Source organism: Rhodococcus sp. WS3 (assembly GCF_003797085.1).
Taxonomy (GTDB): Bacteria; Actinomycetota; Actinomycetes; order Mycobacteriales; family Mycobacteriaceae; genus Rhodococcus_F; species Rhodococcus_F globerula.
In genome coordinates this window covers 631,219-653,895 of the sequence record NZ_RKMA01000003.1, presented here as the reverse complement: position 1 = coordinate 653,895, position 22,677 = coordinate 631,219, and the positions used below count along the sequence as shown (strand labels likewise).

Sequence of the window (22,677 nt, the reverse complement as noted above, 5' to 3'; positions counted from 1 at the left end):
CGAACGCGTCTCCAGCTGACCGATTCGATGAACTAACCAGGGTGATCCAGCTCACTTGATGATCGTATTGAATAGTTCGAGCGTCCTCTGTTGACGCTTTCTCATACCTCGATAACGATCACCTGAACAGAACGAAATGTGCTGAAGACAGGAACGGTGGTCACGATGACTGAACTGGTGTCGGGCGTAGCCCAGACCAAGCCCTATGACCTCGACGATCGGTACCGGTCGGGATCGGGTCCGGTGTTGCTGACCGGTGTTCAGGCAATCGCTCGCGGATTCGTCGAACAGCATGTCCGCGACATCCGCGCAGGCAAGCGGATCGCCACCTTTGTCTCCGGGTACCAGGGGAGTCCCCTCGGTGGAGTGGACAAGATGCTCCACGGGATGCCCAAGGTGCTCGCCGAGCACGACATCACCTTCATACCGGGCTTCAACGAGGAACTTGCGGCCACCGCGGTGTGGGGTAGCCAAACAGACCTTCCTGCAGGAACCGCGACCCACGACGGCGTGACCGGCATCTGGTACGGCAAGGGGCCCGGCGTCGACCGCGCTACCGATACCATCCGCCACGCGAACATGTACGGCGTCAACCCCAGGGGCGGCGTCGTCCTTCTGGTGGGCGACGATCCTGCATCCAAATCGTCGACCGTACCCGCAGTGAGTGAGCGCTCCCTCGCAGCAATGGGCGTACCGGTTCTGTTCCCCCGCAACGCCGAAGAAATCATCACGATGGGCATGCACGCGGTGGCGCTTTCACGCGCATCCGGTTGTGTTGTGGCCCTGAAGATCGTTGCCGACGTAGCGGACGGCGCGTGGACGGTTGACGGCAGCATCGCCGACTTCGACATCGTGGTGCCCGAGGTGCAGTTCGAGGGCAAGCCGTTTGTCTACAAGCAGCGTCAGATGGCGGCGCCGCCGGACAGCGTCATCGCAGAAGCCGACTTGTACGGACCCCGGTGGGATCTGGTGCAGGCCTACGGCGCCGCGAACAAGCTTGATGTGATCGAGGTTGACCCGTCAGGTGCCAAGATCGGAATTGCCGCTACCGGAACCACATTCGACTCCGTACGTCAGGCTCTGACAGACCTGGGTGTCGACGATGCGGCCCTGCATCGTGCGGGAATTCGGCTGCTCCGTATCGGTATGCCGTACCCGGTGGTGGGGGAGTCGGTGCGAGAGTTCGCAACCGGACTCGAGCAGATCATCGTGGTCGAGGACAAGACGGCATTCATCGAGGCTCAGATTCGAGAGATCCTCTACGGAATCGATGATGCGCCTCGCATCATCGGTAAGCGCGACGGCCAGGGCCGTCTGCTCATGCCCGCGAGTGGTGAGCTCACCGCAGGCCGGTTGCTCGCCCCGTTGCGCCGCGTACTCAAGCCGCACGTCGAGCTCAAGCGCACCCTCCCGGCTCCGCTGTCGCTGAACGTGCTCTCCGCCAAGCGAACCGCGTACTTCTGCAGTGGGTGCCCCCACAACCGTTCCACCGCAATCCCCGAGGGTTCCATCGGCGGCGGCGGAATCGGTTGCCACACACTCGTCACCATGTCCGGCCGTGAGGACAGCGCTGTCACCGGTTTGACGCAGATGGGCGGCGAGGGCAGCCAGTGGATCGGGCAGGCACCGTTCACCGACGTGCCTCACCTGTTCCAGAACATCGGCGACGGCACCTTCTTCCATTCCGGTCAATTGGCTGTTCAGGCGTGCATCGCTGCAGGCGTGAACATCACCTACAAGTTGCTCTACAACGAGGTAGTGGCGATGACCGGTGCGCAGGACGCAGAAGGTGCCCTCTCCGTTGCTCAACTCAGCCACAAGCTGACCACCGAGGGCGTCAAGCAGATCATCATCTGTGCGGACGATCCGGGCCGGCACAGCAAGCGTGCCCTGGCCAAGGGCACCAAACTCTGGCACCGCGATCGTCTCGACGAGGCGCAGAAGGAACTTCGCGAGATCAAGGGCGTCACGGTCCTGATCTACGACCAGCACTGTGCGGCCGACGCGCGGCGTCAGCGCAAGCGTGGCACGTTGCCCACCCGCAACACCCGCGTCGTCATCAACGAAGCGGTGTGCGAAGGCTGCGGCGACTGCGGCGTGAAGTCGAATTGCCTGTCTGTTCAGCCGGTGGACACCGAGTACGGTCGCAAGACGAAGATCGACCAGACGTCGTGCAACACCGACTACACCTGCATGGACGGCGATTGCCCTTCGTTCGTGACCGTCGAACTGGTTCCCGGAAAGAAGGCTCCCAAGGCCGCTCGTCCGGTCCCGCCAGTGGTCGCAGATCCTGATCTGGGCCCGCTCACCACAACCCAGAATGTTTTCCTCGCGGGTATCGGCGGTACCGGCATCGTCACCGTCAACCAGGTGCTGGCAACAGCAGCGCTGCGCGCCGGCCTCGAGGTCGAGAGCCTTGACCAGATCGGTCTCAGTCAGAAAGCCGGACCCGTTGTCTCCCACTTGCGTTTCAGTTCCGGAGCGCTCGAGCCGTCCAACCGGCTCACCCCGGGTAGTGCGGATTGCATCGTTGCCTTCGACCTGCTGACCGCGACCGACAACAAGAACCTCGATTACGGCAACCACGAGTCGACCATCTCCATCGCCTCGACGTCGCAGACGCCGACCGGAGACATGGTCTACGACAAGGATGTTCGCTACCCGGAGGAGTCCTCCCTCTTGGCTCGCCTGGACAAGGTCTCGCGGACGCTGCGTTCGTTCGATGCACTTGCCGCGGCCCAGGAGTTGTTCGGTAACACGGCAGCAGCCAACTTCCTGCTCATCGGTGCGGCTTACCAAAGCGGGGGACTTCGTCTTCCGGCTGAGGCCATCGAAGAGGCGATCGGCATCAACGGTGTTGCGGTGGAAGCAAATATCGCCGCATTCCGCTGGGGCCGCGCGGCAATTGCCGACACGATTGCGTTCGAGGCCGTCACGACGCCTGCCAAGTCCGTCCGCACACCGGTCGTCGCACCGGCACACATGTTCGCCGGGACAACCTTGGCTGGTGAAACCCTGCGACTGGTGGAACTGCGTGCGGCGCAGCTCATCGAGTTCCAGTCCGTCAAGGTCGCTGCGCGGTACATCGATCAGGTTCAGGCAGTCTGGACCGCAGAGCGGGCCGCCACCGAACGCACCGACTTCAGTGAAGCGGTCGCCCGTGGCCTGTTCAAGTTCACCGCGTACAAGGACGAGTACGAAGTTGCTCGCATGCTGGTCGATCCCGCCTTCATCGACGAGGTCAAGTCCCAGGTGCCTGCAGGGGAGAACCTGACATACAAACTGCACCCGCCGATTCTCAAGGTGATGGGTCGCAAGAAGAAGATCGGGTTCGGGCCGAAGTCGCATGTCGCGCTGAAGGTTCTGGCGAAGGGCAAGAAGCTCCGCGGCACCAAGCTCGATCCGTTCGGCTACATGCACGTTCGCAAGGTCGAGCGTGAACTGCTCGACCAGTACGAGACCATCGTCGCGGATCTGTCCCGCGCCTTGGGCGCCGAAGGTTATGACCGCGCCGTCGACATCGCGGCTCTCCCGGACATGGTTCGTGGTTACGAGGACGTCAAGCTCGGCAACGTCGAACTGTACAAGGCGCGCCTGCGTGAGTTGGGTGTCAACGGCTAACTCGGCACGAGGGATGACTGTGCCCCAGCTACATTGTCGCTGGGGCACAGTTGTGCTCCAGCGATATTGCCAACGAATCTTGACCTTGACGCTACGTCATGGTTGACACTGTTTTCATGCGAATAGGACAGCTAGCGGAGGCTGCTCAGACCACACCGAGGACTGTGCGGCACTACCATCGGCTCGGATTGCTCGCGGAACCCGTCCGGCGGGCAAACGGGTACCGCGAGTACACGATGGACGACGTCGTACGGTTGGTCCGCATTCGCTGGTTGGCCGAGCGGGGTGTTCCGTTGGGTTCGATAGCGGCGTTGTTCGCCGCAGACACCTCGGGAGAAGGGGTGAGCGATACCGTTGCCGATCTCCGAGCGTTGATCGGGGCAGTGGAAGTCGAACAGGCAAAACTGGCGCGCCGGCATGTCGGACTGACGTCGATGCTCGCGGACGCCGAGAGCGGCCGCACTGTGTCTGCCTTGCCTACGGAAGTTGCGTCAGCTCTGACCGAGGCCGTCGATACCGCGTCGTCGCCGGGAGTGCAGCGCGCGCTCGAGCGTGAACGAGATCTTCTCGAGGTGCTGGCAATGACGGGAAGTGCTCCCGAGCAGTTTTTACACTCCTATGCGTCGGTGATCGCGGATGACGAGAAGCGTTCCCGTTACCTCGCGTCGCTGTCGGACTGGTCGAGTATCGAAGGGAAGGAGCCGGTTTCGGTCGAGAGCGCGATTGAGCAGCTCGCCTGCAGCATCCTGGCCCAATTCGACGAGCAGACAATTAGCCCAGTCCGACGTCGGGCTAGGCATGCCCGTCTCGCTCGACGATGTTGTTCCGGACCCGGCGCAACGTGAGGTAGTACTGCGGGTTCAGCGCGCGCTCGTGGCGCGAATAGCCGACGAAGGTGAGGGGCGATGACATTCTCGAACACAAAACTTGGGGCGTTGTGGCTCTGGATTCGTGGCCGTGACGCAGTTGTGGAGCAAGGCGCCGTCGTTGTTCGATCCAGCGGTGGATCATTGGTTCTTCCTGTCGCTTTCGGCGTTGCCACCGTCATCGAAATGGCGGTACTGCACATTCTTGTGCCATGGATGTGGCTCAGTGTGATTCTTGCAGTGGCGTCCGTGTGGTCGTTGGTGGTGCTGTTCGGCTACCTGGCTCTGCATCGGGTTCATCCACATTTCGTGACGGACACACGGTTCGTGGTGCGACAATCCGGAACAGTTGTCGCTTCGATCGACCGAGAGTCTATGGCGTCGGCGGCGTGTGTGCGTCGGTTCGACACAACAACGCCGGAGATAGAAGGCAGTCGGTTGACGTTGCCGAATCTCGACGGAACCAACGTCGATGTGGTTCTGCGACAACCGATCCACGTCGAACTTCCGGCGTTGATCCCGCGATACCGCCGGAGCGGATTTGTCGACAGGATCAGCCTGTACGTCGACGAACCCGCCGATCTGGTGGGAATTTTGTCGAAGGTGCTGTGAATGCAGTTGGGCTACTAGGGGTTTTGCGCGGAATTGGCGTAGCGAACCGACCCGGCAACAACAGTCATGGCGATCTCGGTGGTGAGGAGTGAGTCGACACCTTCTGCGAACGGATCTTGTTTCAATACGACAAAATCGGCAGCTTTGCCCCGAACCAGTTGGCCGGTCACGTTTTCCCACCGGCACGAGTAGGCCGCGTCCCGAGTGGCGTGTGCGAGAGCTTCCGCGAGTGGAAGTGCGTACTGCGGGAGGTTGGGTGGCAGTGACGGGTCGATGGCAGACATGCGAGTGGTGGCGATGAACATGTTAGGCAGCGGTGGGTGAGGCGCAGTCGGCGCGTCCGATCCCAAGGCGAGAACCGCACCGGCCTCGGTGAATTCGGGCCACGGGTAGGCGCGATTGACACGGTAGTCGCCGAGCATTGCACGCCAGTTTTCTTGAATAGCAGGATCCGCATGAACTGGTTGCATCGAGGCGACCACACCGAGTCGGGCAAGGCGCTCGACGTTGTCTCGGGTGATCGACTCCAGATGTTCCATCCGATGCCGCCGGGGAATATCCCCGTTGGTGGCTATCGCGTATTCGAGTGCCGTCAAACCGATCTCGGATGCCTCGTCGCCGATGGCATGCATGGCGATTTGCAGGCCTGCGGCGTCGGCGGCGGTCACGACAGGTATCAATGACTCCAGGTCCCAGATGGGCTCGGCGTTGGTGCCGTCCGAATACGGCTCTTTCATTGCAGCAGTGCAGCTGTCGATCACACCGTCGATGATGATCTTGATGCCCGCGACGGCGAGCCACGGACCTTGGATGCGATCGTGCAACTCGATGACGTCGTGAACTTGCCTGACGTTATCGGCGTCATTGTCCTCACGCGTCATCAGCCAATGTGCAGCGACCCGCAACGGCAGAGTTCCGTTCCCCGCGTCCAATGCTCTTTCCAGACAAGCTAATTCGTCCGGGCCGAGCGCCATGTCCACTGCGCCGGTTACGCCGTCTTCGAGATAACGGCGGAACGCGAGCGCCAGGGCAATGTCCCGGTCCTCGTCGGTTGCGAGTGCAGCCAGCTTCGGCCACACGTAGAGCATCACCGCAGTCTCGTACAGCATTCCGGTTGCTTCTCCGTTGCTCGGGTCTCGATCGATGCGACCACCGATCGGGTCGGGCGTGTCGGCATCGATGCCGAGTTCTCGTAGCGCCGCGCTGTTCACCCAGACAGAATGTAGATCGTTGGCATCGAGGTACACCGGACGGTCGGGCACGACGGCGTCGATCATTTCCCGCGTCGGGTGTTGCCCACCGAGTGCCGAGAACAGCCAACTGCGTCCAAGCAGACGAGGTGCATCGGGGTTCGATTCCGCGAATTGGCGGATGCCGGCCTGAATGTCGGCAACACTGGTGGCGTCGAGTAAATCGAGCTTCTGCAGTGAGAATCCCATCATGATCAAATGGGTATGCGCGTCGACAAAACCGGGAAGTACAACGGCGCCTTGGAGATCGACCACTTCGGCGTCAGGGGCAAGGATTTCCGCGAACTCGGACTCTCCCGAGAAAATGAGCTGCTGATCCTTGACGACCAGCGATTCGGCCCAGCCGCCCTCGGCGGCAGTGAAAATCTTCCCGTTGCGGTAGTGAGTGATGCGCTCATTCATGACTTTTCGTGATCCTTACGCGATGACGGCGGTGGTGATAGCGGCGCTGTGGTGACGATACGCACCCTCGGTGTGCGCGGACAGGCGAGATACCAAGGCGAGCGGGACCAGCAGAATGAAGCTGATTCCCGAGATGATGACACCGAAGGTCGGATAGCCGAGGCTCGCCGTGACCCACGTTCCGAACAACGGCGCAAACGCGGAGCCGATGAGATAGGTGCCCAGCAGCGGTGCCGACCACCGTCCCGCGGCGTCGAGAGCGGCCGAGATTGCTACCAGCACGATGAAGGTGGCTGCGTAGGTCGTGTTCCAGGCGACCACCAGAATGAGGTAGATCGTGGAATCGGTTGCGAGACAAGCAGACAGTTTCAAGACTGCGCCGAGTGCCAGCAGAACTGATATCGACGCTGTACGGTTGACGCGAGAGCCCAACGCGGTCAAGGTAATTGCTGCCACTACGCCGCCGGCCGTGGATGCGCTGAGTGCAAGCCCTAGTTGCTGCTCCGAGAGCCCCGCGTGTTCGGCGCCCATGATCCCGAGCACTGCCCACAGTGAATCCTCGCTGATTGCCCAGACAGCAAGCATTGCAAGAAATGCAGTTCCTGCGACGGTCATCCGCTTCGCACTGACTCCGCTCGGTGAAGCTGTGGCCGACTTTGTGGAGTCCACTTTCACCGGCGACAGTGTCACCGGCGACGGCGGCAACCAGGTCACTGTCGTTGCGGTGGCCAGGGCCAGGACGGCGACGATACCGAAAGCGTTGGTCATATGCGTACCGAGGATGGGAACGAGAGCGAGAACGCCGGTGACGACCACCCGGTTCACCAGCCCACTGATGCTGGATACACGGTCAGGATTCGCGAGCGCGGCCAGCGCTGCGCCTCCGACTGACGCAGCACCGCCAGCTCCCAGGCCTCCGATCACAATCGAGGCGCAGGCGATCACCGTCGTCGGGGCAATGGCCGCGACGCCAAACGCGGCGGCCATCGCGATCAGGCTCACGCGGCCGAGCAGATGACGATGCCGACCCGCCGCGAGACGAGTGGTGGCGAGGCACGTGATGGCGCAGACCAGCAGCGATGCGGTCAGGACAGCCCCGGCAGCCGATTCGGTGACGCCGAGGTCATCGACCATTGCGACGATCATCAGAGGGATGAGGTTGGCGGTGATGAACCCGATGACGCCGATGCTGAAAACAGCAGCGCCGCGGCCGGCGGTGAGCGGAACCCGATCGAACTCCGTGTTCGCGGAAGCGTTGATTGGCACTAGGACAACTCCATGTCCTGAAGAAGGGGCAGCGGAACCGACCCTTTGGCGGCGTGATGCGAGTCACTTAATGAATGCGATTCGTTAAGTATGGGGACGAGTATCGCGTCAGTCAAGAGGTCTAACGAATTTGATTCGTTAAATGTGTGTTCTGCGTGAATTTGGCGTCGCCGGTCTGTTTCTTGTTGTGAGGCATATGCTTCCGCAATGGCTGAGCTTGCCGAACGAACCCGCTACTTCGAGCGCTACGTCACATTTATCGACGCGATCGTCGCCATCGCGATCACGCTGCTCGTTCTACCGTTGGTCGAACTGACCGCCGACCACCATGGCACCACGTCCGAATTACTGCACGAGAACGCTGCACAGTTCTACTCCTTCGCGCTGAGCTTTCTGGTGATCTTCCGGCTGTGGTGGTCGCAGCATCGGCTGCTTCGTTTTGTGATCGACGCAGACAAGGTGGTTGTGCGCGGATTGGGGCTGTGGGTGCTGACCATCGTGTTCTTGCCCTTCCCGACGGCGTTGGTGGCGGCGCCGTCGCAGGATCTGGGAACCAGGGCTCTCTACATCGGGACTATGGCCGCCAGCGCTGCGTGCCTGGCAGTGGTCGCGTGGGGTCTGGTCCGCAAGCCGTCGTTGAGTGAGGAGGGTGCCAAACCGAATTTCACGGCCGAGATTGTCACTTTCCTGATACTGGTGGTGGCACTGCTCGTCAGTGTGCTCGTTCCGGCGACGTCGTATTTCCCGCTGTTCCTTCTCCTGCTCTCGTCGCCGATCGAGAAGCTGTGGGATCGAGTACAAACGAGAAACCCCGCTTAGGCTCGCCCTCGTGGAACCAGACCTTGACTACACGATGCCCGGACCGTAACCGGACTCGACGGGGTGGATGTGCCGTCGCTCGAGCTGCTCGCCGTCGATCCCGTGGACATTTGCCGAGTAGTTCCCTACCTGGTCGTCCAACTCACCGATGCGCAGTCGCTGAATCTGTCCGCGGACAGATTCGACGAAAACCAGATCCGACCGGCAAACGTTCTGTTTCAACGGCTACTCGCATTGGATGCAGCTCCGTTGACCACTGCCCGGGAACCAGGCAAACGGGTCGTCGGAACCTGTCGGTGGACGAGATCGCCCCGAGTCTGCGCTTCCGACGATCCCATCGCCATGCGGGCACTTTACGATCACAAGGATTTGCGGGTACCGGACAGTCTGATTTGTTAACGATCTCGCTCGAGCCGTCCCGCGCGCCGAATGTGCGCCCGCGCGGATGATCGAGCGCGCGTCCGCACAATCGCCCTGCGGCGTCGTCGGTCGAGCGGGAATCTCGAGTTTGCTTCCGATGTTGAAAGAAATCCACGCCTTCGGGAATTGATCGGCCTCCGAGCACGTTACTTGAGTCAAGAACGCTCAACTTACTATTAGGAGGCTTCGGAATGCCAGCATTCTTCGGGCCCGAGGGTCCCGGTCGCATCGACCTTTCCCGGCTCATGAGCAGGGCCACCCAGCAACTCATGGCTGAGGCTGCTCGCGCAGCGTCTGCTCGCGGTGATTCGGATCTCGATGCACTGCACGTTCTCCGCGTCATGGCGGAGCAGGATCCGGTCCGCACGCTCATGCAGCGCGCCGGGGCCGACCCGAAAGCCGTGGTCGAGGCAATCGACCAGCGGCTCCCACAAGGTCGTGAGCAGGGTGGCTTCACTGCGCCCGTGCTCAGTAGCGCCGTAAAGACAGCACTACTCGAGGCACATCAGTTGGCTCGGGCACTGGGATCGACCTACATCGACCCCGAACACCTCTTCATCGCGTTGGCCGGCGACATGGATCACGTTCCCGGTCGTCTGCTCGCTTCCGCCGGTGTGACGCCGGAGAAGTTGCAGAACGCCGTTCGGAATCCCAATGCGCCTGCCGAGGAAAGTGACTCCGACACTCCGATGCTCGACAAGTTCGGGGTGGACCTCACCGATCGCGCCCGAAACGGCGGCGTCGATCCGGTGATCGGCCGCGCCGACGAGATCGAACAGACCATCGAGATTCTCTCGCGTCGCACCAAGAACAACCCTGTTCTGGTGGGCGAAGCCGGTGTCGGTAAGACCGCCATCGTGGAGGGTCTGGCTCAGCGCATCGTCGACGGTGAAGTGCCGGACTCGTTGGTGGGCAAGAGAATTGTCCAGCTCGAACTGTCCAGCATGGTCTCGGGCACTCGGTACCGCGGTGACTTCGAGGAACGCCTCACCAAGGTCATCGACGAGATCACCGCCAACAAGGACGAGCTGATCGTGTTCATCGACGAGATGCACACCATTGCAGGTGCCGGCGGCGGCGCCGAAGGTGCGATGGATGCCGGAAACATCCTCAAGCCCAAGCTCGCTCGCGGTGAATTGCACATCGTCGGTGCCACCACGCTCGACGAATACCGCAAGCACATCGAGAAGGATCCGGCTCTCGAGCGTCGCTTCCAGCCTGTTCAGGTGGGGGAGCCGTCGATCGAGGACGCTATCGCGATCTTGAGTGGCTTGCGTAGTCGCTACGAGGATCACCACAAGGTGCACTACACCGACGAGGCGATCACGGCTGCGGTGGAACTGTCGGCTCGCTACATCGGCGACAGATTCTTGCCGGACAAGGCAATCGACTTGATCGACCAGGCCGGCGCCCGGCTTCGTTTGAAGACGGCCACCGTGGACACCGCCGCTCTGCAGCAACGTCTCGAGCAGCTCGAGAGCGACAAGGAGAAAGCCGTCGCCGACGAATTGTACGAGAAGGCGTCGCAGCTGCGTGACGAGATCAACAATGTCACACAGCGTCTCGAAAGGGCGGGGACCCAGGCTCCCGTTGCGGAGGAAACACCGGACGTGACTGCGGAGCAGATTGCCGAAGTTGTCGCTCGCGCAACGGGTATCCCGGCCAGCCAGATGACTCAGGCAGAGAAGGATCGCCTGCGTCGGCTGGAAGAGGAACTGCACAGTCGGGTGGTCGGTCAGGACGATGCTGTGCGCGCAATCGCACGCGCGGTGCGTCGCAGCCGTACCGGTATGAGCGACCCGAATCGCCCCGTCGGTAGCTTCCTGTTCCTCGGACCCACCGGTGTCGGTAAGACAGAGCTCGCAAAAGCTTTGGCTGCCACACTCTTCGGTGACGAGAACAAGATGCTGCGCTTCGACATGAGTGAGTTCGGCGAGAGGCACACGGTCAGCAGGTTGGTCGGTGCACCTCCCGGATACGTCGGCTACGGCGAGGCCGGACAGCTCACGGAACAGGTGCGTCGTAACCCGTACTCGGTGATCCTGCTCGACGAGATCGAGAAGGCGCACCCGGACGTGTTCAACACCTTGCTCCAAGTGCTCGACGACGGACGTCTGACCGACGGCCAGGGTCGCACGGTGGACTTCAAGAACACCGTCGTGATCATGACCAGCAACCTCGGCTCGGACATCATTTCGAGCAAGTCCGGTGGACTCGGTTTCATCACCGGTGACGCAGAGTCGGCTGAGAAGCCGCTGCGTGATCGTGTGATGGCTCGGCTGCGCGAGTCGATGCGACCTGAGTTCCTCAACCGTATCGACGAGATCGTGATCTTCCGTAAGCTCGACACCGAGCAATTGCACCGGATCACGGACCTGCTGCTCGAGGACAGTCGTAAGCGGTTGCAGTCCAAGGGTATCGAGATCGAGTTCACATCTGACGCGGTGGACTGGATTGCCGAGCACGGTCACCAGCCCGAGTTCGGGGCCCGGCCGCTTCGCCGCTCCATCCAGCGGGTTGTCGACGACAAGATCGCCGACATGCTGCTCGACGATCTTCTCGTAGAGGGCGGCAGCATCACCGTCGCGGTTGACGAGGGTGAGTTGGTGTTCAGCTAGGGCCTTCGCCCCCGTGCGCCTTTCCGGTAGTGGACGCTACCGGAAAGGCGCACAGGCGCGCTGCGCCCAAGATCTCCGCTGCCAGCGCGTCGTTGTGCCGGAAGAACCCTGCATTGGTGCGCGGACGGGGGAAAGCCGCAGACCAGTTGTGGCCGGCAACCCAAGGTCCGACAGCGAATCGACGGGGATGGACTGTGTTGTCGGCGTGGCAGATTCGCGACGTCCCGTCCACGGCCAGCTTTGCTGCGCTGTCAACGGTGGCCCGTAGTTCAACTGCCTCGCCGCGCCGGTGCAGGGAACGCAGCAGTGCGTCGCCGCTTGCACTGATGGAGGCAACGGGCAAGCGCGCTTCGATGAGGGTGCGCGTAGCCACGATGTCGGTATGGGACGCGCTGCGCGCGACAAACAATCCGTCTCCGGTCGACGGATCTATCTCGGTGGAGAAAACGGTGTCGGGGCCCAGGAACTGCACTATGCCTGCTTCATTGAGTGCCAGCAGTTGTTCGAGTCGCTCCGGCGGCGGACCACTGGCGATGAAGCTGAAGAAGGAATGTAGCCAGCCCTCGACGTCCTTGGCGACAGATTCCGCCGGAATTCGGCCACGGCGCAACAGCTCTCCGACGGTCATGTACGAGGACAGCAGTGCCGAGAAGACAGCGGCATCGGCGCTGAAATACGGATCCGATCTGCGCGAGATATCGGCGGCAATGTACTCACCGATCCGTTTCTGAACTGCGTCCAATCCGTCGTAACGCTCGCCGCCGAGTGGACGGTTGAGCTGCTCCAGGTCGATTCGGTCTTCCGCTTTCGGCACGGCGTTCTCGATCAATTCGTCCAGACGCGGCGATCCCCAACTCAGTGAGGTAAATTCGGAGTCGAATTCTTCCCACGTGCCCACAGTCCGTTCCGGATGTGCAGAAAACAGTTCGTAATAGTGCGCGCCCGCCAGTTCCTTCGAGGCCAACGGCCAGATATCTTCGTGGAAGTTCAGTGGGCCATCGCCAGGCACCAGATCCGCGGTGAAGAACCTCGGTAGCGGCGGTCGAGCGTCTTCAATCGAGTACGAGATCTTGGAGTGGTAGGGAACTCCTCGGCGAGATCCTGCATACAGCAGAGGTTCCCGACCTGACGGTGAGTACACGAGGCTGCCGTTGTCGGCTCGTTCGAAGACACCACCGCGACTCTCGGCGAGGAGCACCATCCAGTCGATGAACGCCAGCCCGAGGCCCGCGATCAACACCGGCTCACCTTCGGCAATGACGTCGGCGTCGAGGTCTGCGGTGTATCCGGGACCGACGTAGGTCAAGTGGTGTTCGGAGGAGAAGTCCCGCAGTTGAATCTCCCGCGGAGCAGCCAACGCGTCCGGATGGCCCTGAGCCAACAGGACACCTGTTGCTTCGATCACGTCACCGTTGTCCAGATGGACGATTTGCGCACCGTCCGTGTCCTCGATGTCGACCACTGATCGACGATGAATCCGAACGTCGACGTGCAGCGGTGCCGAGTCCACAGCCGACTGGAATACCCAATGCAAGTAGCGGCTTTGCAAGGATCTCGACGCAAACGACGCGGGTGTGACGGTCGGTACCTCGTCCGCGATTTCGGGAAAAGCGCGGAGGTCGTCTGCGTTCTGGGCGACCCACTCGGCCAGGGTCGGACCTGGCACGATCGGGCCGTCGACGGTTGTCGTGCTGTCGGTGAACATCGTGACATCGGCGGTGGTGGAGTTCATCCACAAGAGGGGGGCTTGGCTGCCACGCCAGATGCGTCCGGCACCTGCTGGATATAGGTCGACCACATGAATCTCGAGCGGCGTCGGGTCTGCGTTCACCGCTTCCTGCGCGAGGATGCGTTCGAGTACTCCGGTGCCTCGAGGACCGCCGCCCACGATCACGATGACTGCGGCATTCCGCACTGACGTGCGGGGGCGGTCGGCGTTCACAAATCCTCCATCGGACCTGGCAGAAAGCACCCACACCTCGAAAAGAGGGGGTTGCTGCGACGTCGGGGAGCCAGGACTCTCGATCGCTCGAAGATGGTTGAGTCCCAGTGTTATCCGTGGAGGGTTGTGTGGCAAGGATTTTCGGACATCGGATCAGCCTGAATCAAACTGTTGTCACGATCACTCCTGCGGATAAGGTAGATGGCTACTGCTGTTTTCGCTCACCGATACCGGTCGGCCCAGCTGAGGAAACGCGCGTTGAGCGCACGACGGTCGGTCGCACACCTTGCATCCTGCCCCGATCGGAACGATGGTAGCGGGGTCATCCGTCTGAATGCCGCGTGAATAGACCATGCGGTCGGCGTAGGCGATGTCGCAGCCGAGCCCGATGGCAAAATTACGCTCAGGGGCAAGATAGCCAAGGCCGCCGCTGTGAGTAGTGCGCGCAATCCACAGATACGTTCGCCCGTCCGGCATCTTCGCGACCTGGGTGAGGATGCGGCCCGGGCCGGCGAATGCTTCGTGCACCACCCACAGAGGGCAGCTTCCGCCCACCCGTGAGAAGTGGAATGCCGTGGCGGACTGACGCTTCGAGATGTTTCCGGCGCGATCGGTTCGCACGAAGAAGAAGGGTATGCCCCGTTGTCCGTGCCGCTGCAGAGTGGAGAGTCGGTGACAGATCGTCTCGAACCCGACCTCGAATTTCAGACTCAGAAGTTCGATGTCGTAGCGCAGTTTCTCGGCAGAGTTCAGGAAGTGCGTGTAAGGAAGCAGTAGCGCACCGGCAAAATAGTGGGCCAGCCCGACGCGGGCCAGCGCAGCCGACTCTGCGGTCAACGATTCATCTTCTGCCACAATCGAATCAATGAGATCTGCCTGGGTGAAGAAGGCCAATTGCATGGCTATCTGGAAGGCGCGTTGCCCGGCGGAGAGCCGGCGGGCCAGGGTGAGAATCGACTTGTCGGCGTCGTAGAACCGTTTGGGCCCCAACTTGTCCGGCTCATCGGTGCGGATTCGGACCGTAACGCCGTGTTGATCGCGCAACAGCCTGGCCAGCTGAAGATCGAGTGCTCCGATCGACAATGCGTTGTCGACAAACAGCCTTTCCGCGGTGTCGTCGAGGGCTGAGATGTGATTGCGGCGATCGTAGAAGAAGTCGCGGACCTCTTCGTACGGCATGGGCATCAGGGCGGTCTCGGGTACTGCATCACCGGACAATTGTGTCGAGAATTGATCGAGTTGCTCCGTAGCGGCATGCAATCGTCTGTGCAGCATCACCAACGTACGTCCGACGGCCGGCATCCGGGCTACCAACTCGTCCACTTCGGCCAGGGATACCTCACCGGATTCCGATGTCTCGGCGAGAGCTTCGTGGACATCGGCAACCAGACGCGCATCGGAGTCCGACGCGAAGAACTGGACATCGAGGTCGAATTCGGAATTGAGTTTCAACAGAACCGGGACGGTCAGCGGACGTTGATCGTTCTCGAGTTGATTGACGTAACTCGGGGAGAGTCCGAGCACCTTCGCGAGCGCGGACTGTGACAGGTTGCGCTCGTCTCGGAGGCGCCGTAGACGGGCGCCCGCGTACATCTTTTTCATCGAATCTCCTCGGTACTGATGAAAGATCACACTACCGAGGCGAAGTTCGCAACGTTCGCAACTTTGCAAGGTCGCTGTTGCACAAATCGGCATATGCAAGCCCTTTTGTGGGGTCCTCCGCGCTGCGTAGCGTGCAAATAGATACCGAAACACGTGGAAAGAGGATCATGAAGACGCATCTCGTACGCACTCGCCGCTCGGCCGAAGAGTTCCCCAAGGATGAGCATCTGGCGTGGAAGATCGCGGAAGTTGCGACAGATTCCGTCGAGGTTGCCGATGCGACTGCCGACATGATCGTCAACAGAATCATCGACAATGCATCCGTCGCCGCGGCCTCCCTGGTGCGCCGTCCGGTCGTCAATGCCCGTGCGCAGGCACAGGCTCATCCCTATATCCCCGGCGCTACGGTCTTCGGTGTCAGTGGCACCTTCTCACCGGAATGGGCAGCGTGGGCCAATGGCGTCGCAGTTCGTGAACTCGACTTCCACGACACCTTCCTCGCCGCTGAGTACTCGCATCCCGGTGACAACATTCCACCGATCCTCGCGGTGGCCCAGCACACGGGGCGCGACGGCAAGGACCTGATCCGCGGACTTGCAACGGGATACGAAATCCAGATCGACCTGGTTAAGGCAATCTGCCTGCACGAGCACAAGATCGACCATGTCGCTCACCTCGGCCCCTCGGCCGCCGCCGGTATCGGAACCCTGCTCGGCCTCGACACCGAGACGGTCTACCAGGCGATCGGTCAGGCACTGCACCTGACGACGGCCACCCGTCAGTCCCGCAAGGGCGAAATTTCCAGCTGGAAGGCATACGCCCCGGCGTTGGCCGGCAAGGTTGCCGTCGAAGCTGTTGACCGTGCGATGCGCGGGGAAGGTGCCCCCTCGCCGATCTGGGAAGGCGAAGACGGCGTCATTGCGTGGATGCTCGGCGGACCCGAGAAGGAATACCACGTTCCGCTGCCCGGTACCGGTGAGTCGAAGCGTGCGATCCTCGATTCCTACACCAAGGAACATTCCGCGGAGTACCAGAGCCAGGCTCCGATCGACCTCGCACGTCGGATGCGTTCCCGTGTAGGCGATCTCGATCAGATCGCGTCGATCGTCCTGCACACCAGTCACCACACGCACGTCGTGATCGGCACGGGTTCCGGTGATCCGCAGAAGTTCGATCCCACTGCTTCGCGTGAGACACTTGACCACTCGGTGATGTACACCTTCGCTGTGGCCTTGCAGGACGGTACATGGCATCACGAGCATTCCTATGCTCCCGAGCGTGCACAGCGCCCGGACACGATCGAGTTGTGGAACAAGATCTCCACGCGTGAAGACCCCGAATGGACCCGCCGCTACCACTCGATCGATCCGGACGAGAAGGCATTTGGTGCCCGCGCCGAGATCACTCTCGAGAGCGGTGAGGTCATCATCGACGAACTCGCCGTGGCCGACGCACATCCGTTGGGCGCGCGTCCGTTCGCTCGCGATCAGTACATCGCAAAGTTCCGCACCCTCGCCGAGGGCGTCATCGAGCCGGGCGAGCAGGACCGCTTCCTCGACGCTGCGCAGCGCACTGCAGAGCTGAAGGCGGGTGAGCTGAACCAGCTCACCTTCGCTGTCTCCGACGACGTACTCGCTCGGGCGCCCAAGGTCACCAAGGGGATCTTCTGATGACGGGTCTCATCGCAGCCTCGACGTCCGCCGCGGACAAGCGCATCGCTTTCCGGGCAGGCTTGACGTCGGGTAAGATTCAGCGACTACCTGGTGCCATCAATCCGTTGACGGCCAAGCTCATTCAGGAAATCGGGTTCGAAGGTGTCTACGTTTCCGGCGGGGCCTATTCTGCCGGGCTGGCGCTTCCCGATATCGGACTGACCACGCTCACCGAGGTGGCCGGCCACAGCAAGCAAATTGCCCGCGTCACCGATCTTCCGACGCTCATCGACGCGGACACCGGATTCGGTGAGCCAATGAGTGCGGCCCGCACGGTCACGATCTTCGAGGACGACGGCATTGCCGGTCTGCATCTCGAAGATCAGATCAACCCCAAGCGTTGCGGGCACCTCGACGGCAAGGCGATTGTGCCTACCGAGGACATGGTGCGACGTATTCGGGCGGCCGTGTCTGCGCGCCGTGATCCGAACTTCGTGATCTGCGCCCGAACCGACGCCGCGGGAATCGACGGTATCGATGCCGCGATCGAGCGTGCCAAGGCCTACGCCGATGCCGGCGCCGATCTGATCTTCACGGAGGCTCTCGCCACCGAGGCCGACTTCGAGAAGTTTCGCGCGGCAGTCGACGTTCCGCTGCTCGCCAACATGACCGAGTTCGGAAAGTCGAATCTCATCTCGGCAAAGACGTTGGAAGAGATCGGCTTCAACGCCGTCATCTACCCCGTGACCACCCTCCGGCTGGCGATGTTCGCCATCGAAAAGGGACTTCGCGAGATTCATGCAGAAGGCACTCAGGAAGGCCTGCTCGGTGAGATGCAGCACCGCAGCCGTCTCTACGAGCTTCTCGAATACGAACGTTACAACGAATTCGACAGTGGCATTTTCAATTTCAGCGTGGAGGGGAGTAGGACATGACCGAACAGATTCCGACGATCTACAAGGGTTTGGCGGGAGTTGTCGTTGACACGACGGCGATCTCCAAGGTGGTGCCCGAGACGAATTCGTTGACGTATCGCGGTTATGCGGTGCAGGATCTTGCCGCCAACTGCAGCTTCGAAGAAGTTGCGTACCTGCTCTGGTATGGCGAACTGCCAACTCCGGAGCAACTCGAATTGCTGTGTCTACGTGAGCGTGCGGCCCGTCGCGCTGATCGGTCATTGCTCTCGTTGCTGACGAAGATGCCGGACAACTGTCATCCGATGGACGTGGTTCGCACTGCCATCAGCTATCTCGGGGCCGAAGATCCAGCGGAGGACGATAATTCGGCGCCAGAGAATCTTGCGAAGGCGCTTCGAATGACGGCAGTTCTGCCGACGATTGTCGCAGCCGACTTCCGTCGTCGTCGTGGCCAGGATCCCACCCCGCCGCAGTCCGAACTGGGTTTTGCCGAGAACTTCCTCAACATGTGCTTCGGCGCGGTACCGGACGAGGCAATCGTCAAAGCATTCGAAGTATCCCTGATTCTCTACGCAGAGCACAGCTTTAACGCCTCGACGTTTGCGGCTCGTGTCGTGACCTCGACGCTGTCCGACATCTACAGCGCTGTCACGGCGGCCATCGGTGCTCTCAAGGGCTCGTTGCATGGCGGTGCAAACGAAGCCGTCATGCACGACATGCTCGAGATCGACGATCCCGATCGTGCGGAGGCATGGATGTCGGCCAAGTTGGCCGCCAAGGACAAAGTGATGGGCTTCGGACACCGTGTCTACAAGAACGGCGACTCGCGGGTTCCCACCATGAAACAGGCCCTCATCGACGTTGCGGAAGTAACCGACGGTGAGAAGTGGGTGCAGATGTACGAGATCCTCGAGAAGACGATGGTCAGTGCCACCGGAATCAAGCCGAATCTCGACTTCCCCACGGGTCCCGCTTATTACCTCATGGGCTTCGACGTCGAGATGTTCACTCCCATCTTCGTGATGAGTCGAATCACCGGGTGGACGGCGCACATTATCGAGCAGGGGCAGTCCAACGCCCTGATCAGGCCGCTGAGCCAGTACTCCGGCGTGCCGCAGCGAACGGTCGTGGCCTGACACCTTCAGACTGCGTCGGTGAGGTTCGGTTCTGGCATCACCGTCTCCTGGCCTCGTCGACGCCCCCTGCATGGCCCGCACGATACGTGCGGGCCATGCGTGTTTCGCCGCACAGAACACCCGACAGCGAAGGTTTTATCTCCATGTTCTCCAAAGTGCTTGTCGCCAACCGAGGCGAAATCGCGATCCGCGCATTCCGGGCCGCCTACGAACTAGGCGCCGGAACGGTGGCCGTGTTCCCGTACGAGGATCGAAACTCGATCCACCGGTCCAAAGCCGACGAGAGTTATCAGATTGGGGAGAAGGGGCACCCTGTCCGCGCCTACCTGTCGGTTCCGGAGGTAATTGCCGCCGCCCGGAAGGCCGGTGCCGACGCGATCTACCCCGGATACGGATTCCTTTCGGAGAACCCCGAACTTGCAGCAGCATGCGCCGAGGCGGGTATCACGTTCGTGGGGCCGTCGGCCGAGGTGTTGGAGTTGACGGGAAACAAGGCACGCGCAATCGCAGCAGCGCGAGCAGCGGGACTGCCGGTTCTCGAGTCTTCCGAACCGTCCACCGACATCGACGCACTGATGAAAGCTGCGGAGTCGATGGAGTTCCCGATCTTCGTGAAGGCCGTAGCTGGTGGCGGCGGGCGGGGGATGCGCCGCGTCGCCGAACGCTCACAGTTGCGCGAATCGATCGAAGCTGCTGCCCGAGAAGCTGAGTCGGCGTTCGGCGACGCCACCGTGTTCCTCGAGCAGGCAGTGGTCGACCCACGCCATATCGAAGTGCAGATCCTCGCTGACGGCGAGGGCAACTTTATCCACCTGTTCGAGCGCGACTGCAGTGTGCAACGACGCCATCAGAAGGTCGTAGAAATTGCGCCTGCTCCAAACCTTCCGGCCGGACTGCGCGAGAAGATCTGTGCCGATGCCGTGGCCTTTGCGAAAGCCATCAACTACTCGTGTGCCGGCACTGTCGAGTTCCTGCTCGACACTCGTGGCAACCACGTGTTCATCGAGATGAACCCGCGAATCCAGGTGGAGCACACTGTCACCGAAGAAGTCACGGACGTCGATCTGGTTCAGGCTCAGCTCCGAATCGCTTCGGGTGAGACCCTCGCCGATCTGGGACTTCGGCAGGAGTCGATCGTTCTGCGCGGCGCCGCACTTCAATTGCGCATCACTACCGAGGACCCGGCAAACGGCTTTCGGCCGGACACCGGGCGCATCACCGCTTACCGCACACCGGGTGGTGCCGGGGTCCGCCTCGACGGCGGCACGACACTCGGTGCGGAAGTCGGCGCTCATTTCGATTCCATGTTGGTGAAGCTGACCTGCCGCGGACGCGATCTCCCCACAGCCATCTCTCGGGCCAGGCGCGCAGTCACCGAATTCCGCATTCGTGGAGTTTCCACCAATATCCCCTTCCTGCAAGCAGTTCTAGACGACGCGGACTTCCGTGCGGGCGAGGTGACAACATCGTTCATCGAGGAACGTCCCCGGCTTCTCACGTCGCGGGTATCGGCAGACCGGGGAACGAAGATCCTCACCTATCTCGCCGACGTGACGGTGAACCAGCCGAACGGAAAGCGGCCGTCGCAGGGCTATCCGCACGACAAACTCCCGAAAATCGACCTGACCACGACACCGAAAGACGGTTCCAAGCAGCGACTTGTGGAGTTGGGTCCGGCCGGTTTTGCTGCTGCCTTGCGTCAGCAGAATGCCGTGGCCGTCACGGATACCACATTCCGTGACGCGCATCAGTCACTTCTCGCGACCAGGGTTCGTACCAGCGGTCTCCTCGCGGTGGCCGGCCATGTGTCTCGGATGACTCCGGAACTGTTGTCCATCGAGGCTTGGGGTGGTGCAACTTATGATGTGGCGCTCCGCTTCTTGAAGGAAGATCCATGGGAGAGGCTCGCGGCGTTGCGTGAAGCAGTTCCGAATATCTGCTTACAGATGTTGCTGCGTGGCCGTAACACCGTCGGGTACACGCCGTATCCGGAAAAGGTGACCACCGCGTTCGTGGAGGAAGCTGCCCGTACCGGCGTCGATATCTTCCGAATCTTCGACGCTCTCAACAACATAGATCAGATGCGACCGGCCATCGACGCAGTCCGCGAGACCGGCACGACAGTCGCGGAGGTGGCGCTCAGTTACACCGGTGACCTGTCGAATCCTGCGGAGAAGCTCTACACGCTCGACTACTACCTCCGCCTCGCGGAGGAGATCGTGGAAGCGGGAGCTCACGTTCTCGCGATCAAGGACATGGCAGGATTGCTTCGGGCACCTGCCGCCGCGACTCTCGTTTCCGCACTGCGGAGCAACTTCGACCTTCCGGTGCACGTCCACACCCACGACACTCCGGGCGGACAGCTCGCGACTTACCTGGCGGCGTGGCAGGCCGGCGCCGACGCGGTGGACGGCGCCTCTGCTCCGATGGCCGGAACCACCAGTCAGCCGGCGTTGTCGGCGATCGTGGCTGCCGCGGCTCACTCCGAGTACGACACTGGAATTGATCTTGCGGCCGTGTGCAACCTGGAACCCTACTGGGAGTCATTGCGAAAGGTGTACTCACCGTTCGAGTCCGGTGTTCCGGCGCCGACCGGCCGGGTCTACACACACGAGATTCCCGGTGGCCAGCTGTCCAATCTACGCACCCAGGCAACGGCATTGGGTCTAGGTGAACGTTTCGAGGATGTCGAGTCGAAGTATGCGGCGGCAGACCGGATGCTGGGGCGTCTCGTCAAGGTGACGCCGTCATCGAAGGTGGTCGGCGACTTGGCTCTTCACCTGGTGGGTGCGGGAGTGAGCGCCGATGAGTTTGCTGCAGATCCTGCGAAGTTCGATATCCCCGAATCGGTGATCGGCTTTCTGCGTGGCGAATTGGGTACTCCGCCGGCAGGTTGGCCGGAGCCGTTCCGTACCAGGGCATTGGAAGGCCGTGGTCCGGCAAAGCCCGAGGTGAAGCTGTCCGTCGAGGATACGAAAGCGCTTGACGGAGAATCCGGGGAAGTCCGGTCGACGTTGAATCGGTTGTTGTTCCCCGGTCCGACACGGGACTACCTGGAACACCTCGAGCATTACGGCGACACCTCGAGGCTTTCCGCAAATCAGTTCTTCTACGGTTTGCGCCGCGGCGAGGAACATCGCGTGAAACTCGAACCTGGCGTGGAACTGATCATCGGACTCGAAGCGATCTCCGAGCCGGACGAGCGCGGGTTCCGGACGGTGATGTGCATCCTCAACGGTCAACTGAGGCCGGTTTCGGTCCGAGACCGGAGCGTCGCCGACACCGTTCCGGCTGCAGAGAAGGCTGACCGGAGCGTTCCTGGGCACGTTCCCGCACCATTTGCCGGAGTGGTGACATTGACTGTCGAACCGGGGCAGAAGGTCTCGGCTGGTGACACGGTTGCCACGATCGAGGCGATGAAGATGGAGGCCTCGATCACCGTGCCATGCGCCGGTACGGTGGCCAGGCTCGCCGTTGCACCGTTGGCACAGGTGGAGGGTGGTGACTTGCTGGTGGTGATCGAGCCGTAAGTACTTCCGGCTGCGGCCGATCGT

The 22,677-nt window shown here is 61.5% G+C and carries 14 protein-coding genes; 9 read left to right on the top strand and 5 right to left on the bottom strand.

Going from position 1 to position 22,677, the window contains the following annotated elements:
* Nucleotides 1-165: 165 nt before the first annotated feature.
* The 3 genes from EEB13_RS24200 (at nucleotide 166) to EEB13_RS24190 (ending at nucleotide 5,099) form a co-directional block, all read left to right on the top strand.
* Nucleotides 166-3,621 carry an indolepyruvate ferredoxin oxidoreductase family protein gene (locus tag EEB13_RS24200; RefSeq protein ID WP_141486454.1) on the top strand — a complete coding sequence of 1,152 codons (3,456 nt, stop codon included), beginning with the start codon at nucleotides 166-168 and terminating at the stop codon, nucleotides 3,619-3,621.
* A 116-nt stretch (nucleotides 3,622-3,737) separates the two neighbouring features.
* Entirely contained in the window at nucleotides 3,738-4,466 is a 729-nt protein-coding gene (locus EEB13_RS24195; protein ID WP_261984636.1) for a MerR family transcriptional regulator, read from the top strand.
* A gap of 60 nt (nucleotides 4,467-4,526) precedes the next feature.
* Nucleotides 4,527-5,099, top strand: coding sequence for a hypothetical protein (locus tag EEB13_RS24190; RefSeq protein ID WP_141486453.1), 573 nt, complete (start codon nucleotides 4,527-4,529; stop codon nucleotides 5,097-5,099).
* A 14-nt stretch (nucleotides 5,100-5,113) separates the two neighbouring features.
* On the opposite strand, the gene EEB13_RS24185 is transcribed toward EEB13_RS24190, so the two are convergent.
* Together EEB13_RS24185 and EEB13_RS24180 are read right to left on the bottom strand one after the other, a co-directional pair.
* Nucleotides 5,114-6,751 (bottom strand): amidohydrolase, encoded by a 1,638-nt coding sequence (locus EEB13_RS24185; RefSeq protein ID WP_141486452.1) that lies wholly within the window; start codon nucleotides 6,749-6,751, stop codon nucleotides 5,114-5,116.
* 15 nt (nucleotides 6,752-6,766) lie between these two features.
* The gene (locus tag EEB13_RS24180; RefSeq protein ID WP_141486451.1) at nucleotides 6,767-8,017 is read right to left on the bottom strand and encodes an MFS transporter; all 1,251 of its coding nucleotides are present in this window, start codon (nucleotides 8,015-8,017) and stop codon (nucleotides 6,767-6,769) included.
* Between the two features lie 207 nt (nucleotides 8,018-8,224).
* Between EEB13_RS24180 and EEB13_RS24175 the strand changes: the two genes are divergently transcribed.
* Entirely contained in the window at nucleotides 8,225-8,836 is a 612-nt protein-coding gene (locus EEB13_RS24175; protein WP_141486450.1) for a TMEM175 family protein, read from the top strand.
* Between the two features lie 27 nt (nucleotides 8,837-8,863).
* Here the strand turns inward: EEB13_RS24175 and EEB13_RS31655 are convergent, their stop codons facing one another.
* The gene (locus tag EEB13_RS31655) at nucleotides 8,864-9,058 is read right to left on the bottom strand and encodes a hypothetical protein (RefSeq protein ID WP_187328619.1); all 195 of its coding nucleotides are present in this window, start codon (nucleotides 9,056-9,058) and stop codon (nucleotides 8,864-8,866) included.
* A gap of 389 nt (nucleotides 9,059-9,447) precedes the next feature.
* Between EEB13_RS31655 and EEB13_RS24165 the strand changes: the two genes are divergently transcribed.
* Nucleotides 9,448-11,874, top strand: coding sequence for an ATP-dependent Clp protease ATP-binding subunit (locus tag EEB13_RS24165; protein ID WP_141486449.1), 2,427 nt, complete (start codon nucleotides 9,448-9,450; stop codon nucleotides 11,872-11,874).
* On the opposite strand, the gene EEB13_RS24160 is transcribed toward EEB13_RS24165, so the two are convergent.
* Together EEB13_RS24160 and EEB13_RS24155 are read right to left on the bottom strand one after the other, a co-directional pair.
* A complete protein-coding gene (locus EEB13_RS24160) occupies nucleotides 11,867-13,816 on the bottom strand; it encodes an FAD/NAD(P)-binding protein (protein ID WP_261984635.1) in 1,950 nt (649 codons plus the stop codon). The two genes, EEB13_RS24165 and EEB13_RS24160, sit on opposite strands and share 8 nt — an antisense overlap.
* 180 nt (nucleotides 13,817-13,996) lie before the next feature.
* Nucleotides 13,997-15,418, bottom strand: coding sequence for a short-chain fatty acyl-CoA regulator family protein (locus EEB13_RS24155; RefSeq protein ID WP_141486448.1), 1,422 nt, complete (start codon nucleotides 15,416-15,418; stop codon nucleotides 13,997-13,999).
* A 167-nt stretch (nucleotides 15,419-15,585) separates the two neighbouring features.
* Between EEB13_RS24155 and prpD the strand changes: the two genes are divergently transcribed.
* The 4 genes from prpD (at nucleotide 15,586) to EEB13_RS24135 (ending at nucleotide 22,653) form a co-directional block, all read left to right on the top strand.
* A complete protein-coding gene (prpD, locus tag EEB13_RS24150; RefSeq protein WP_141486447.1) occupies nucleotides 15,586-17,088 on the top strand; it encodes a 2-methylcitrate dehydratase PrpD in 1,503 nt (500 codons plus the stop codon).
* Nucleotides 17,088-18,005: a methylisocitrate lyase gene (gene prpB, locus EEB13_RS24145; RefSeq protein WP_141486446.1), complete on the top strand. Its 918-nt coding sequence runs from the start codon at nucleotides 17,088-17,090 to the stop codon at nucleotides 18,003-18,005. Before prpD ends, prpB begins: the two co-directional genes overlap by 1 nt.
* Complete coding sequence (locus tag EEB13_RS24140) at nucleotides 18,002-19,123, top strand: bifunctional 2-methylcitrate synthase/citrate synthase (RefSeq protein WP_141486445.1); 1,122 nt, start codon at nucleotides 18,002-18,004, stop codon at nucleotides 19,121-19,123. The genes prpB and EEB13_RS24140 overlap by 4 nt, the downstream gene beginning before the upstream one ends.
* A gap of 143 nt (nucleotides 19,124-19,266) precedes the next feature.
* Nucleotides 19,267-22,653 carry a pyruvate carboxylase gene (locus EEB13_RS24135; protein WP_141486444.1) on the top strand — a complete coding sequence of 1,129 codons (3,387 nt, stop codon included), beginning with the start codon at nucleotides 19,267-19,269 and terminating at the stop codon, nucleotides 22,651-22,653.
* The last annotated feature ends 24 nt before the right edge of the window (nucleotides 22,654-22,677 follow it).